The following is a 14,026-nucleotide window of genomic DNA, read 5'->3' as shown; positions in this document are numbered from 1 at the left end:
CCGGGGCGGAAGCAGGAGCCGGGGCAGAGGCAGGAGCCGGGGCAGAGGCAGGAGCCGGGGCAAAGGCAGGAGCCGGGGCAGAGGCAGGAGCCGGGGCAGAGGCAGGAGCCGGGGCAGAGGCAGGAGCCGGGGCGGAAGCAGGAGCCGGGACGGGCGCTGAAGCAGAAGCGAGCAACACCGGCGACGCGCCGGGAAGGCTTCCGGGCAGCATGGTCGCCACCCGCCAGCCCGCGCCGGAGGGCCCGACGCTGAGCGTCCCGCCGAGAACTGCCACTCGCTCTCGCATTCCGGTGAGCCCGTGCTCGCCGCCGGGAACGGACGGTGCCGAGGGCGTTCCCCGGCCTCCGTCGTCGGTGACCGACCAGTGCAGGTCCGGCCCGTCCATTGCGACGCGCAGGGAGGCCCGCGCTTCCGGTCCGGCGTGTTTGGCCACGTTGGTCAGCCCCTCCTGCGTGAGTCGGAGCAGTGCGAGTCCCCGGACCGCGTCCAGGGTCACGATCGCCGGGTCGATCTCGGCCTCGACGATCACCCCGGAGCGCCGGGCGGTCTCGACCGCCCCGTCCAGTGCGGCCGGCAGCGCGGTCGGGTCGATCGCGGTGAGCGCGGCGTCGCCGCGTACGCGATCGGGGTCTCTCAGCACCGCGACCAGTCGGCGCAGGTCGGCCAGTGCGGCCGTCCCGGTCCGGTGGACGTCGTCGAGGACGTCGGTGACGCGCGGGTCGGCCTCGGGCATGACGTGCCGGGCGACGCCGACGCGCAGGACCATGGAGGCGACGTGGTGGGCGACGACGTCGTGCAGTTCGCGGGCGATGGCGCTGCGTTCGTCGGACCGGGCCGCCCGTTGTTCGGAGAGGGCGCGGCGTTCGGCTTGGACGCCGAGTTCCCGGGTGGTGCGCACGACGAGGCCGAGCAGGATCGGCAGTCCGAGATTGATCACGAGGCCGACGACGGATTCGAGGATCTGGTCGGTCTGCTGCGGGAGGTCGCACACGACGTAGACGGCGGTGACCAGGCTGACGCCGGCGACCAGGTAGCGGGCGCGGGGGGCCCAGAGGGCGAGTTCGCCGATCGCCCAGGCGGTGCCGACCTGGTTGATGGTCGAGTCGTCGAGCACGACCATCGCGACCGCGAAGAACGCGGTCTGCACCAGCAGGTTGATCGGCGGGCGGCGGTGCAGCAGCAGCGCGGAGAGGAAGGCGGGCACGGCGAGGGCCCATTGCAGTGCGGTCGGTGGGTGGTCGCCGTGGCTGATGACGAGCAGGTACCCGACTCCGCTGGCGTCGAGCAGCACCATGCGCGGGAGCGTGTCCCGCGCGTCGAGGAACCTGGCCATGGCGCTCAGCGTAGGACCTTCGTTTCCGGTACGGGGGTCACGATTTCCCGCGTTCCGAGGTAGGCGGCGAGCCCGAGCGGCCCGAGCAGGATGGTCAGGAGCAGGATCGGGGCGACGACGGCGTGCCGCAGGCCGCGTTCGCGGGCGTCGAGCCAGATCCAGCGGCCGACGAACAGGTCGAAGGCGATCATGTGGGCCCAGCCGGCGGCCGCACCGTTCGCGGTGCCGAGGAGTTCGCGCACGCCGCCCAGGGTGGGGTTGGTGACGGCCGGCAGGACGTCGCCGAACGCCGGGACGACGAGCAGTGCGTAGATCAGCACGACGGGCAGCGCGATCAGTGGCGAGGCGACGATCCGGCGGGTCCAGGACCAGCCCGGGAGCAGGATCATCAGCGCCCAGAACGGCGCGGCGACCAGGAAGGTGAGGGAGAACAGGGCGCCGGTCATGCCGTCACCATCGCGGTCCGACGGCGGCGTGACAAGACCAGGCCGAGGCCGGCCAGTGTGGCCGCGGCCAGGCCGGCGAACGCGAGCGAGGTCGTCGCGTCCGGTTCCAGCAGCGGTTGGGCGCGCAGGGCCTGCCAGGTCAGGAGCAGCACGAGTACGCCGTAGCCGAGTCCGGTCACGAGCACGAGCCGGGCCCGGGTCAGTTCGTCCAGGCGGTCGCCGGCCCAGCGGCCGAGCGCGTACGCGAGCAGCGGCAGCGCCTGCAGTGCGTGCAGTCCGACGAAGTGCCCGATCCGCAGGTCGCCGCCGACCGTGCTCCACCCGGTGAGCGGCATTCCGGGTCCGCCGTCGGGCACGCCGACGCTGTGCGCCCCGGCCACCCCGTCGATGCCGGTCTGCTTGCTGGTCATCGGGAACGCGACGGCCATGCCCAGCAGGGAGAGAAAAAGGCCGAGGCGGATCGCGTACGCGGTGGGCCGGTCCGGGATCCGCTGGATCAGCGCGACGACGCCGATCGCCAGTTGGGCCAGGAACAGCACCATGATCGATGCCCCCATGATCGACCAGAGGGTCGCGTTCAGCGGCGTCGACTCGTTGTAGTGGCTGGTGGTGCCCCGGATCACCTGGGTCACGATGACCACCATCTCGGAGATCAGCATGCCGACGATGATCGTCCCGGCCCATTCGGCGACCCGGCTGCGCTTGGGCAGGACGGAGAGCATCCAGGACAGGGCCCAGGTGTAGACGACGAACGAGACGGAGAACTTGAACGGTTTGAGCCAGATCGGCACCCCGGTCAGGATGCGGGAGTCGGCGAGCAGGCCGACCGCGGTGATGGCCACGAGAGCGACGGACGCCCAGGTCAGCAGCCTCAACGGTCGGTGCCGGCGGGGCGGGTTCAGGACTTCGAGGACTGTCATGTCGACAGACTCGTATGTCCGGGCGTTCGAATCGCCCGCCCACCGGCCGCACCTGCCGCCGATGAGCCGGAGGGGTCTCCTACCGCGGTAGGAGTAGCGGCCCCTAGGGATACTGGCGCGGTGCACCCCCACACCCCTGGCGTGACCGATTTCCCCACCGACTCCGAAGGGCGTCGCAGCAGTGCGGCGCTGGGCCGCGCGGTGGTCGCCGACGCGCTGCGCCCGGTCGACCCGGCGGCCGCCGCGGCGGCCGAGCGTGAGACCGATTGGCGGCGCGGCTACCTGCGCCATTTCCGTGCGCTGGTCGAGGCCGGGCTGAGCGCGGACGGCACGGCCGGTTACGAGATCGCCGAGGCCGGGCTGCTGTCGCTGCACGCGCGGATGCGGTACGTGCGCCCCGACGGCGAGTTCACGCTGGCCCAGGCGCTGCCGGGTGAGCCGGACCGCCCGTACGGGAAGATCGAGGTTCTTGGTTCTGAGAAACCGGACCGCGAGCTGGACCTGGTGCCGAGGCTGGACGCCTGGGTGGCGGCCGGGGTGATCGAGGAGTCGTGCGCGGAGGCGGTGCGCGAGGTCGCCGCGAATCCGGACTGGCTGGATCTGGGTGACCTGACGTTTGCGATGCTCGGGGCGGGCGCCGAGATGGGCCCGCTGAAGTGGCTGCTGAGCTGGGGCGCGACCGTGCTGGCGGTGGATCTGCCCCGGCCCGACCTGTGGGAGCGGATCGCCGGGGTCGCGAGGGCGTCGGCCGGTCGGCTGATCGCCCCGGTGAACGCCGACGGGACGCCCGGCGCCGATCTGGGCGCCGAGTTCCCGCAGGTGGCGAGCTGGTTGCTCGGATTCGAGGGGCAGTTGGTGCTCGGCAACTACGGGTACGCGCCCGGTGGCGCCTATCCGAGGCTGGCCGCGGCCGTCGACGCGCTCGCCGTGCATCTGCGGCAGCAGCGGCCGGACACGGCGCTCGCGGTGCTGGCCACGCCGACCGACGTCTACGCGGTGCCGGAGGAGGCGGTGCGGCAGTCGCGGGAGCGGTTCGCGACGCGTGGCCTGCGGGCGAAGCTGGCGAGTGGGGTGCTGCGGGCGAACTATCCGCTGCCGGCCGTGCCCGGGATCAACGACAGTCTGGTGCCGCAGCAGGGGCCGAACTACGCGCTGGCCAAGCGGATCCACCGGTGGCGGGCGACGCTCGCGCGGCGCGACGGGGTGGTGAGCTTCGCGGTGGCGCCGCCGACGCGGACCCGGTCGGTGCTGCAGAATCGGCTGCTCAAGGCCGCCTACGCCGGGGCGCATCTGTTCGACGTCGAGGTTTTCGACCCGGCCACGGCGAGCCGGTTGATGGCCGTGCTGATGATTCATCAGATCCGCAAACCGCGGGCGGCCGACCCCGCGGCGTGGCGGGACGAGACCGTTGCCGCGGCGCACGGCGGGCTCTGGCGCACGGCCTATTTCCCGCGTACGGCGTTGCCGCTGGCTGCCGTGCGAGGTTTCCTGTAACAGACGAGGGCACCACGCCGGTAACACGACCTGGCTAATGTCGGGGGATGATCACGGCCGGTCTGGTGCTCGCGGCCGGGGCGGGACGCCGGTTCGGGATGGCGAAGGCGCTCGTTCCGTACCGTAATCGGCTCTTGGTGGAACACGCGGCCGAGACCCTCGGGAATGCCGGATGTGGGCGGACCCTGGTGGTTCTCGGCGCTCGCGCCGAGGACGTGCTCGCGGCGGCGAGCCTGCCCACGACCGTGATCAACCCGGATTGGGCGACCGGCATGGGCTCGTCGCTGCGCGCCGGCCTGTCGGAACTTTCCGCGGACGCGGCGCTGGACGCGGTGGTGGTGCTGCTCGTCGACATGCCCGGCGTGACGGCCGAGGCGGTGCGGCGGGTGGCCGCCCACGCGGCCCCGGAAGCGCTGGTCATGGGCGGTTATCAGGGGCGGCGCGGGCATCCGGTGCTGCTCGGCCGTGAGCATTGGGCCGGGGTCGCCGCGAGCGCGACCGGTGATCGCGGCGCGCGGGATTACCTGCGCGCTCACGAGGTACTGGTGGTCGACGTCGGTGACGTGGCCGACGACCGGGATGTGGACCGCCCGGAGGACCTCGATGCGTGACGTGCTCGACGACCTGCTGCGCTGGTGGTCGGCGGGCACGCCGGCCGGGCTCGCGATCGTGACCCGGACATGGTCCAGCGCGCCGCGGGCGGCCGGTTCGGCGATGGCCGTCGGTCCGGACGGTGTGGTGGTGGGCAGCGTGTCCGGCGGGTGTGTCGAGGCCGCGGTCTACGACCTGTGCCTGGAGGTCGCGGAGAGCGGCGTCGCGCGGACGGCCAGTTTCGGGGTGGCCGACGATCTGGCGCTGGGCGTGGGCCTGCCCTGCGGCGGCACGATCGACCTGACGATCGGGCGCGTCGACCGGTCGACATTTCCGGATCTGCCGGATCTGGTGGAAGCGGTGTCGGCTGAGCGGCCGGTCACGCTGATCGTCGGAGAAAACGGATATTCCCTTTCAAAAGACGATGTGGACGTACGGACAAGCCAGACGGTCATCGCCTTCCTCCCACCCCCGCGCATGCTGGTCTTCGGCGCCACCGACCACGCCGCCGCCGTCGCCCGGATCGGCGCGTTCCTCGGCTACCGGGTCACGGTCTGTGACGCCCGTCCGGTCTTCGCCACCGCCCGCCGCTTCCCGGGCGCGCACGAGGTGGTCGTCGACTGGCCGCACCGCTACCTGGCCGCCGAGGCCGAGGCTGGCCGGATCGACCGGCGCACGGTCCTCTGCGTGCTCACCCACGACCCGAAGTTCGACGTGCCCACGCTCGAACTCGCGCTCCGGCTGGACGTCGGTTACGTCGGCGCGATGGGTTCCCGGCGCACCCACGGCGAACGGCTCGACCGGCTCCGCGAGGCCGGCCTGTCCGAGCCCGAGCTGGGCCGGCTGTGCTCGCCGATCGGCCTGGACCTGGGCGCGCGCAGCCCCGAGGAGACGGCGGTGAGCATCGCGGCCGAGATCGTCGCGCTGCGTCACGGCGGCTCGGGCGTGCGGCTGTCGGCGTCCGACGGGCCGGTCCACAAAAATTCTTCGACGGCGAGCAACCTTTCCGGGGCGTTCGATCACTGAGGTGGTGACAGTTCCCCCACCCCCGAAGGATTCCCTGTGTTCAAGAATCTGCGGAAGCGCTGGCGCGCCGGCCTCGTGGCGATCACCGCGGTCGGGCTCGGCCTCGGCGCGGTCGTCTACACGCAGGGCGCCTCGGCGGCGACCTGGCCGACCGCCACCGGCACGACCAAGCTCACCGCCACCAAGGCGGTCTCCGGCACGTTCGACGGCGGGTTGAAGCGGTTCGTCGGCAGTGGCGCGCTCGGCACCGACTCGCAGGACGAGGACCAGGACCCGCTGTTCGAGCTGGCCGACGGCGCCACGCTGAAGAACGTGATCCTGGGCGACCCGGCCGCCGACGGCGTGCACTGCAAGGGCTCCTGCACGCTGACCAACGTGTGGTGGGAGAACGTCGGCGAGGACGCGGCCACCTTCAAGGGCGGCACGTCGGCGGTCTACACGGTCAGCGGCGGCGGGGCCAAGGGCGCCGACGACAAGGTGTTCCAGCACAACGGCGGCGGCACGCTGACCATCAAGAACTTCCAGGTCGACGACTTCGGCAAGCTCTACCGGTCGTGCGGTAACTGCAAGACGCAGTACAAGCGCAAGGTCGTGATCGACAACGTCACCGCCACCTACCCGGGTCTGTCGCTGGTCGGCATCAACTCGAACTACGGCGACACGGCGACGCTGTCCAACATCACGATCGTGAACGACACCAAGAAGAAGCTGGCCGTCTGCATCACGTTCAAGGGCAACAACACCGGCGCCGAGCCGACCAAGTTGAAGACGTTCACCGGCGCGACCGGTGGCGACGGCGTCAACTGCAAATTCACTGCCGCCAATGTGACCTACAAGTAGTCGGTCAGTTCGCGCAGCGAGCGGATGCGGTGCGGTTCGTCCATCGGCCCGATCCCCGGCCGGTCCAGGTGAACCGCCCGCAGCCCGGCCGCGCGAGCGGCCAGCACGTCCAGATCATGCCTGTCCCCAAGACTGAGGACCTCCCCGGGCCTCAGTCCCCAGCGGGCAACTGCCCCGCGGAACGCGCCCGGATCGGGCTTGGCCATCCCCAGATCATCCGGGGTCCACACAGGCCCCAGATCGGCCAGGCCCATCCGGGCGAGTTTTCCCTGCTGCTGTTGCGCCGAACCATTCGTGAGAACGGCGACCTTCAGATCCCGCTCAGCGATTTCCGCCAGCGCCTCGGTCACGTCGTCATAGGCGTGATAGGCCTTCTCGTACTCGACGAGATAACCGGCGAAAATCTGATCGAGAGCCGGATTTCCGTACGCGAATCCGAGGTCCCGCAATCGGCGGCGGCGCTGCTCCGGATAGTCGACCTCGCGGCGGCGCCAGGCGGCCAGATGCGTCTCCGCGACCTCGTGCCAGCGGGCGATCGTGGCGTCGTCGGCCACCATCCCGACGGTCGGCAGCCAGGCCGTCAACGCCGTGGCGACCGACGTGTCGTGATCGCCGAGCGTGCCGTCCAGATCGAAGAGCACCCCGGTCAGTGTCACGTCACCCTCGCTCTCAGCCGGCGCAGCATGCGCGCGTCGCCGAAACCTACCGCGCGGGCGGCCGCCTCGATCGTCGTGCCGTGGCCGATGAGATATTCCGCGCGCTCGACCCGCAGCGTCTGCTGGTAACGCAGCGGCGTGCGCCCCGTCGCGGCGGTGAAAAGCCTGGTCAGAGTGCGTTCGCTGACGCCCGCGGCGGTGGCCAGTTCGGCCAGCAGCAGCGGCTCGGCGAACGACGCGTCGATCCGGTCCTGCACGCGGTGCACCACGTCGGACAGGTGCGCGCGGTACCGCAGCATCGCACTGGCCTGCATCTCGTCGCCGTTGCGGCGGGCGTAGACGACCATCTCCCGGGCCACCTGGGCCGCCACCGCGGGGCCGTGCCGGAGCGCGACCAGGTGCAGGGCCAGGTCGATACCGCTGGCGATGCCGGCCGAGGTGACGACCCGCTCGTCCGACACGTAGAGCACGTCGCGGACGACACCGGCGCGGGGATACGTACGCGCGAGAAGGTCTTGAAGATCGTGGTGGGTGGTGCATCGCCGGCCGTCGAGCAGTCCGGCCCGGCCCAGCGCGTCGGCGCCGGCGCAGACACTGGCGACCGTGCCGCCCTCGTCGTGGTGCCGGCGGATCCGCCGCAGGGTCTCGGCGCCGAAATAGCCGTAACCGTCGCGCCAGCCCGGAACGACCACCAGATCGTCCGGGCTCAGCGCGGGCCACTCCAGGTCGGCCTGCAGGATCACGCCCTGCCAGGTCGGGATGCTCGGACTCTCCCCCACGTAACGCTGCGTGTAGCCGGGGGCGGTGGAGAAGACCTGGGCCGGACCGGCCAGGTCGAGCAGGTGGACCTGCGGCGTGAGCACGAAGACCACCTGACTCACGATCCGGTCACCCCTTCTCGACCTCGGCGGTGGTTCTGATCGTCGCGAAACGGCCGGCCAGCGCGAACTCGGTACGGGTCACGATGTCCGCCGCCGCGAGCGTACGCGGGTCGGCCAGCAACTCCTCGACGGTCCGGTCCTCCGGGGCGTCCCGATGCGGGATCGGGAACGTCGCCGTGGCGTCGGTGACGTAGGTGACCTCGTAGCCCAGGTCGGACGCGACCCGGGCGGTGGTCTCCACGCACTGCTCGGTCCGCAGACCACACACGGTGATCTTGCGGACTCCGGCCGAGGTGAGACGGAACTGCAGGTCGGTGGTGGTGAACGCGTTGTGCACGAACTTGATCAGGGTGGGCTCGCCGTCGGCCGGGACCAGCTCGTCGACCAGGCGGACGAAACCGTTGGCCGGGTCGAACGTGCCACCGCTGCCCGGCTCCGAGTGCAGCACCCAGATGACCTGCGTGCCGGTGGTGCGGGCGTGGTCGACCAGGCGCTGCACGTTCGCGATCACGTCGGGGTTGTTCAGGGTCGACCAGAGCGGGCGGGCCCGGAACGATTCCTGCATGTCGATGACGATCAGGGCTTCAGTCATGTTTCCATTCCACCCCCGCCGGGCGGGCCGGGACAGGCATCATCCGGACCGCGGCCGGAACGATCTGGTCAGCGAACGGGCGTGGGCGCGGGCGATCAGATCGTCGGCGGTGCCCGGGCCCGGGACGACGATCGACCCCCAACCCTGGACCGCGTAGACCGGATGCGGGAACCATCGATCGGGCGTGGCGAAGTCGATACCGGACTCGTGGGCGGTGAACTCCTCCGGGCCGTACCCGAAAAGGTCCTTGAAGGTCGCGCGCCCGAGCTCGACGTTGAGCCGGAACACGCCCGGCCGGTCCAGGCCGGAGCGCTCGTCGAAACCGGGCACGTTGCGGACGACGATCGTGGCGAACGGGCGCATCCGCTCGTCGCCGACGAAGTAGAAGCGATCGCCCCAGCTCAGCTCGGGCGCGCCGGTGCCCGGGCCGGCGATCAGCTCGAAGACGTCCGGGAGGCGGCGGATCGACGCGGAGAGATCTTCGAGCGCGTCGGCGTGGCGATCAGTCATGACCTCCACCGTATCGTTGACTGACCCGGTGAAGGTTCAGCCGAGAAAGGCCTGGACGGACGTGCCGAAGCCTCAAAGCTATCGCCCGGTGGACCTGGCCCGCCGGCACGGCCTGTCCGCGCAGGCGATCCGCAACTACGAGAGCGACGGGGTCATCCCGCCGGCGCAGCGCACCGCGAGCGGCTACCGCACCTACGGCGAACGGCACATGGTCGCGGTCACCGCGTTCCTCTCGCTGGTGTCCGCGTACGGTCACGGCCCGGCCGGCACGATCATGCGGGCCGTCCTCGACGGTGAGCTCGACGTCGCGTTCGCCACCATCGACGCCGGTCACGCCGCACTCATCCGGGACCGGGAAACCCTGGCCGCCGTCGAATCCACCGCCGGGCTGCTCACCCGCCCGGCCCGCGGCACCGAACGACCGCTGCCGGTCGGCGCGCTCGCCCACCGGCTCGGAGTCACCCCGGCCACGCTGCGCAAATGGGAAGAGGCGGGCATCCTGGTGCCGGCCCGGGACCGGGCCAGTCAGCAGCGCCTCTACTCCCCCGACGACGTCCGAGACGCCGACCTGGCCCACCTGCTCCGGCGCGGAGGCTACGGGCTGGCCCACATCGCGACGGTGCTGGGCCAGGTGCGCACCGCCGGGAGCGCGGAATCGCTGGCCGCGTCCCTGGCCGCATGGCGGACCCGGCTGACCGGCCGCGGGCAGGCCATGCTGACCGCGGCCGCGCGCCTGTCCGACTTCCTCACGACATAGAGCCGCCCCCGCCCGTGGGGGTCCGGGCGGGGGCGGCGGGCATCATCCGCGGATCAGCGCGGGTAATCCCGGTAGCTGCCGGTGTAGTAGTCGCCGACCTGCTCGCGGTACGAAGCAGTCTCGAACGTCTCCTTGTCGTACTCCGGAGACGACTTGATCTGGTCCTTCGTCCGGTCCACGTAGACCTTGCGCTCGCTGTGGTCGACGTTCTGCACCGTGCCGGCCGGCAGCAGCACCTTGCGGCCGAAGATCCACGGCCCGGTGTCCACCACCAGATAGGAGCTTCCGACGTCGTAACTGGCCTGGTCGATCGAGCCGATGTGACCATCGGTGGCCTCGACCTTGAAACCGACCAGATCCACGCCGATTCGCCCGGCCTCGTCGACCACGTCGGCGTCGACCGGCTCGTATCCGCCGGACAGACTGGACGGATCACGCCAGGACCACGGAGTGAACGGCGTAGGTTGCATCACGGCCTCCTCGAAATCGATGAAATTGCCGCTCCTCTTTGCCTACCCGTTCCTCGCCCCACCAATCACACCTGGCACAAACCGCGTCCCGGCTGGCGCTCAGTGCTGTCCGGAAGCCCCGAACCCAACCCTCAGCACCAGCCGGCCGACCGCAACCCCCGCCGCTGCCGCCGGCCCGGGCGGACCGGGCTCGGCGGTTCTGAGCAGCGGGGTGGGGTCAGCGGTTGATGTCGGCGCCGGTGAGGGCGGCGAGGTCGGATCGGGTGGGGGCGCCGTCGCAGTCGCCGGGGACCGTGACCGCGAAAGCGCCGGCGGCGATCGCGGTCCGGAGGCGGTCGGCCGGTGGGGCGCCGAGGAGGCGGTCGGCCAGGTAGCCGGCCACGAAGGCGTCGCCGGCGCCGACCGGGTCGATCGCCGTCACCGGGAGCGCCGGCACCGAGTAGGGGACGCCGTCGATCAGGGCGGTACAGCCTCGGGGACCGTCCTTCAGGACGACCTCGGCCGGGCCCAGCTTGGCCAGGGCTTCCAGCGGGGCGGCCGGGTCGACGAACAGGGCGGCCTCCTCGGGACCGGCGAAGACGATGTCGGCCAGGGCGGCGAGGTCACGCAGCACCGGGGCGGCATCGAAACGGGACCAGAGTTTGCCGCGGTAGTTGACGTCCAGGGAGACCGGGACGCCGGCCGCCCGGGCGGTCTCGACGGCGGCGAACACCGTGGCGCGAGCGGTGTCGCTCAGGGCCGGGGTGATGCCGGTGACGTGGAGTACGCCGGCCGCTTCCACGTCCGCGCGGGGCAGATCGGCCGGGGTGAGACGGGAGCCGGCGCTGCCCGCGCGGTGGTAGTCGGCGTGGATGAACTGGGCCGACCGGCGGTAGCGGATCATCAGGCCGGTGGGGGCCTCGTCGGGGACGGCTACCACCCGTACGCCGGAAGCTCTCAAACGCCCTTTGATCAGCGACCCGGCGGAATCGGGACCGAGCCGGCCGAGCCAGGCGGCGGAGCCGCCGAGGCGAGCGACGCCGACCGCGACGTTGCTCTCGGCGCCGCCCATGGCCAGCGTGAATCCGCGGGCGTGCTCGATCGGGCCGATCCCGTCGGCCACGAAGACGCCCATGGCCTCACCGAGCGTGAACAGCCCCCCGGAAGCCGCCCTCTCCGACAAATCGGAAATGTCGCCCGGGCCGGAAGCAGCCCCGGGAGTAGGCGAGGAAGCAGCCGAGCCGGCTGACGGCGGCGTCATGGACGTCATGAGCGGGCGAAAGCGACAGCGTCGACCGCCCGGCGAGCGCGGGTCGCCAGCGCGGCCAGGCTGCCCCCGGTCGCGGCGTCCCCGACGAGCGGCCCACCGAGTCCGACCGCCGCCGCCCCCGCTCCCAGCCAGTCGGCGATGTCGTCCAGGTTGATCCCCCCGGTCGGCATGATCCGCACCTGCGGCAGCGGACCGCGGAGATCCTTGAGGTAGGCCGGCTTCAATCCCCCCGCCGGGAACAGCTTGACCAGCGGCGCCCCCGCCCGATGGGCGGCGTAGACCTCGGTCGGCGTGTACGCCCCCGGATAGCCGGGCACGCTCGCCCCGCCCAGGGTGTCCAGCACCGGCGAGACCAGGAAGGATGCCCCGGCGTCGATCGCCGCCCGGGCGTCGTCCGGGGTGAGGACGGTGCCGGCGCCGATGACCGCGCCGGGCGGGAGTTGCCGGCGCAGCCCGGAGATCGCTTCGAGCGCGCCGGCCGAGGTCAGTGTGACCTCGATGGCGGTGATGCCGGCGTCGACGAGCACGTCGGCGACCGCGGCGAACCCGCCGGCGGACGGGGCTCGGAGGATGGCGACGATGCCGCTGTCGACGATGGCGGCGGAGACGGGATCAAGCGTGTCGGTCACGCCTTCGATCCTGCCCGATGGATTGCCCCCAAGACCAGAGGAAAGCGCATTCCCGCTGCTCGATCACCGATGCTCGACGTCCGGGCGGCTGATCGGGTCCTTCCGCCGGATCTTGCCGTTCGAGGTGTGCGCGAGTGCCGCCGGCGGCTTCTCCTCGATGCCCAGCTCTTCCCGGACGGCCGCCTCGAACTGCTGCATGACCAGCGGAACCTGGGCCAGCAGCTCACGGAAGTGGGTCTCCGGCCGGACGCCGCTGACGGCGGCCGGGTTCATCTGGCCGTGCAGCCGTTCGAGCTGGAGGTGCACGGCCAGGGCGGCGCTGCGGACCGGTCCGGAGGCGAGCAGCCGCACCGGCATCAGCGCCGGGCCGATCTCGTCGACGTAGGCGAGCAGCGTCGGCGGCTTCTCCCCGGCCTCGAAGGTCGCCCGCAGCCGCACGGTGGCGCGCTCGAAGCCGGCCAGCAGAGTGACGTACGCCTCCTTGCGTTCCTCGTACCACCGGCGGGTGCGTCGCCGACGGCTCAGCAGAAGGTTGTCACGAGCGGCCACGTAACGGACCGCAGCGGCGCCGGCCAGGGCGAACACGGCGGCGACCAGGGGCAGCCCCCACCACGGGATCTGAGACACCCGCATACCGTATCGAGCCCGCGCCGTGCGGTCTGTCAACCACACCCCCGTCCGTCGATCCAGACGCCGATGCCGTCGAGGAATCGCGCCAGTCCGAACTCGAAGAGCACTTCAAGATCAAATTCGAAGTCGGGCGTACGGAGGAAGAGCTCCTCGTACGTCGGCGACGGGTGCTCGGCCACGAACCGATGGAACACCGCCTCCTGGGTCTCCATCCACTCGTCGCCGGTCAGCCCGGTGTCGCGCATCGCCTCGGCCTCCGGCTGGATGGCCTCGGCGATGCCGCGCACGAAGCTGAACAGCAGCACCTGCACGAGCATCCGGTCGCCCGCGCCCAGTCCGGTCCGGGTCAGCGACCCCATGATCCACTCGCCCAGCCGCATCCCGTTCAGCGACAGCTGCGGCCGGGTCAGCGACATCGTCGCGCCCAGCCACGGGTGCCGCTGGAACAGCTCCCACATGACCCGGCCGCACTGTTCCAGGTCGGCCCGCCAGTCGCCCGAGTACCGCGGCGGCACCCGCAGCTCGCCCAGCGCCGCGTCGATCATCGCCACCTCCAGATCCTCCCGGCTGGGCACGTGCCGGTAGAGCGACATGGTGGCGACGCCGAGGTCGGTGGCGATCCGGCGCATCGACAGCTCGGCCATGCCGTGCCGGTCGGCGATCCCCATCGCGGCCGTCACGATCCGTTCCAGGCCCAGGTCGGTGTCGTGGCGCACGGCCGGACCGGCCACCACGGTGCCGACGCCCGGGCGGGCCACGGTCAGCCCCTCGTCGCGTAGTACGGCGTGCGCCTTGGTCGCGGTCGCGATGGCGACACCCCACTCCCGCGTGATCGCCCGCGCGGACGGGACCCGCTGGCCCGGCCGCAGCTCACCGGCCTCGATCCGGCGCTTGAGCTCGGCCACGATCCGCGTGTACGCCGTCTCGGCCACCTAGTACACCCACTCTCCCGTACTAGTGCACTTTGCCCTGGTCAGAGCGGCGCGCCTACCGTCCCTAGTA

Annotated in this window: 17 protein-coding genes (1 of these 17 cut by a window edge); 5 read left to right on the top strand and 12 right to left on the bottom strand. The window is 71.4% G+C overall.

The genetic code is table 11. The features are described from left to right. The 3 genes in view from ACSHV8_RS49475 to ACSHV8_RS49465 are tightly spaced (at most 5 nt apart) and all read right to left on the bottom strand, a layout consistent with a single transcriptional unit that may run on beyond the window. Nucleotides 1–1,333, bottom strand: the 5' portion of a protein-coding gene (locus ACSHV8_RS49475; protein ID WP_436527433.1) for a sensor histidine kinase. The gene continues 32 nt to the left of window position 1, outside the view; 1,333 of the gene's 1,365 nt are visible here — the first part of the coding sequence; its start codon is at nucleotides 1,331–1,333; the stop codon falls past the left edge of the window. A 5-nt stretch (nucleotides 1,334–1,338) separates the two neighbouring features. Continuing rightward, the gene (locus ACSHV8_RS49470) at nucleotides 1,339–1,779 is read right to left on the bottom strand and encodes an ABA4-like family protein (RefSeq protein WP_436527432.1); all 441 of its coding nucleotides are present in this window, start codon (nucleotides 1,777–1,779) and stop codon (nucleotides 1,339–1,341) included. Beyond that, nucleotides 1,776–2,699, bottom strand: a complete 924-nt coding sequence (locus ACSHV8_RS49465) for a hypothetical protein (protein ID WP_436527431.1) — start codon at nucleotides 2,697–2,699, stop codon at nucleotides 1,776–1,778. Before ACSHV8_RS49465 ends, ACSHV8_RS49470 begins: the two co-directional genes overlap by 4 nt. A 141-nt stretch (nucleotides 2,700–2,840) precedes the next feature. Here ACSHV8_RS49465 and ACSHV8_RS49460 point away from each other — a divergent pair, with 141 nt between their 5' ends. From ACSHV8_RS49460 to ACSHV8_RS49445, 4 genes are read left to right on the top strand one after another with little or no spacing between them, the layout of a single operon-like run. Continuing rightward, a complete protein-coding gene (locus tag ACSHV8_RS49460) occupies nucleotides 2,841–4,193 on the top strand; it encodes a hypothetical protein (protein WP_436527430.1) in 1,353 nt (450 codons plus the stop codon). Nucleotides 4,194–4,240: 47 nt separating this feature from the next. Beyond that, a complete protein-coding gene (locus ACSHV8_RS49455) occupies nucleotides 4,241–4,804 on the top strand; it encodes a nucleotidyltransferase family protein (protein WP_436527429.1) in 564 nt (187 codons plus the stop codon). After that, nucleotides 4,797–5,810, top strand: a complete 1,014-nt coding sequence (locus ACSHV8_RS49450; RefSeq protein WP_436527428.1) for an XdhC family protein — start codon at nucleotides 4,797–4,799, stop codon at nucleotides 5,808–5,810. The genes ACSHV8_RS49455 and ACSHV8_RS49450 overlap by 8 nt, the downstream gene beginning before the upstream one ends. Nucleotides 5,811–5,846: 36 nt before the next feature. Continuing rightward, nucleotides 5,847–6,650: a pectate lyase gene (locus ACSHV8_RS49445; protein WP_436527427.1), complete on the top strand. Its 804-nt coding sequence runs from the start codon at nucleotides 5,847–5,849 to the stop codon at nucleotides 6,648–6,650. Here ACSHV8_RS49445 and ACSHV8_RS49440 read toward each other — a convergent pair. From ACSHV8_RS49440 to ACSHV8_RS49425, 4 genes are read right to left on the bottom strand one after another with little or no spacing between them, the layout of a single operon-like run. After that, complete coding sequence (locus ACSHV8_RS49440) at nucleotides 6,641–7,306, bottom strand: HAD family hydrolase (protein WP_436527426.1); 666 nt, start codon at nucleotides 7,304–7,306, stop codon at nucleotides 6,641–6,643. The genes ACSHV8_RS49445 and ACSHV8_RS49440 overlap by 10 nt on opposite strands. Further along, a complete protein-coding gene (locus tag ACSHV8_RS49435) occupies nucleotides 7,303–8,187 on the bottom strand; it encodes a GlxA family transcriptional regulator (protein WP_436527425.1) in 885 nt (294 codons plus the stop codon). The genes ACSHV8_RS49440 and ACSHV8_RS49435 overlap by 4 nt, the downstream gene beginning before the upstream one ends. Nucleotides 8,188–8,194: 7 nt before the next feature. Further along, a complete protein-coding gene (locus tag ACSHV8_RS49430; protein WP_436527424.1) occupies nucleotides 8,195–8,779 on the bottom strand; it encodes an isochorismatase family protein in 585 nt (194 codons plus the stop codon). 39 nt (nucleotides 8,780–8,818) lie between these two features. After that, nucleotides 8,819–9,289 carry a DUF6194 family protein gene (locus tag ACSHV8_RS49425; protein WP_436527423.1) on the bottom strand — a complete coding sequence of 157 codons (471 nt, stop codon included), beginning with the start codon at nucleotides 9,287–9,289 and terminating at the stop codon, nucleotides 8,819–8,821. A gap of 61 nt (nucleotides 9,290–9,350) precedes the next feature. Between ACSHV8_RS49425 and ACSHV8_RS49420 the strand changes: the two genes are divergently transcribed. Then, nucleotides 9,351–10,046: a MerR family transcriptional regulator gene (locus ACSHV8_RS49420; protein ID WP_436527422.1), complete on the top strand. Its 696-nt coding sequence runs from the start codon at nucleotides 9,351–9,353 to the stop codon at nucleotides 10,044–10,046. A 53-nt stretch (nucleotides 10,047–10,099) separates the two neighbouring features. Here the strand turns inward: ACSHV8_RS49420 and ACSHV8_RS49415 are convergent, their stop codons facing one another. From ACSHV8_RS49415 to ACSHV8_RS49395, 5 genes are all read right to left on the bottom strand, one after another. Beyond that, nucleotides 10,100–10,516 (bottom strand): PRC-barrel domain-containing protein, encoded by a 417-nt coding sequence (locus ACSHV8_RS49415; RefSeq protein ID WP_436527421.1) that lies wholly within the window; start codon nucleotides 10,514–10,516, stop codon nucleotides 10,100–10,102. A gap of 217 nt (nucleotides 10,517–10,733) precedes the next feature. Continuing rightward, a complete protein-coding gene (locus ACSHV8_RS49410; RefSeq protein WP_436527420.1) occupies nucleotides 10,734–11,630 on the bottom strand; it encodes a sugar kinase in 897 nt (298 codons plus the stop codon). 131 nt (nucleotides 11,631–11,761) lie between these two features. Further along, nucleotides 11,762–12,394 (bottom strand): bifunctional 4-hydroxy-2-oxoglutarate aldolase/2-dehydro-3-deoxy-phosphogluconate aldolase, encoded by a 633-nt coding sequence (locus ACSHV8_RS49405; protein ID WP_436527419.1) that lies wholly within the window; start codon nucleotides 12,392–12,394, stop codon nucleotides 11,762–11,764. Between the two features lie 63 nt (nucleotides 12,395–12,457). Beyond that, nucleotides 12,458–13,027, bottom strand: a complete 570-nt coding sequence (locus ACSHV8_RS49400) for a hypothetical protein (RefSeq protein ID WP_436527418.1) — start codon at nucleotides 13,025–13,027, stop codon at nucleotides 12,458–12,460. Between the two features lie 29 nt (nucleotides 13,028–13,056). Then, a complete protein-coding gene (locus tag ACSHV8_RS49395) occupies nucleotides 13,057–13,956 on the bottom strand; it encodes a TetR/AcrR family transcriptional regulator C-terminal domain-containing protein (RefSeq protein ID WP_436527417.1) in 900 nt (299 codons plus the stop codon). Nucleotides 13,957–14,026: the final 70 nt, after the last annotated feature.

Source organism: Actinoplanes sp. HUAS TT8, from assembly GCF_051380535.1.
GTDB lineage: Bacteria > Actinomycetota > Actinomycetes > Mycobacteriales > Micromonosporaceae > Actinoplanes.
The sequence above is the reverse complement of the archived record's forward strand: the minus strand, read 5'-3'. Positions and strand labels throughout refer to the sequence as shown.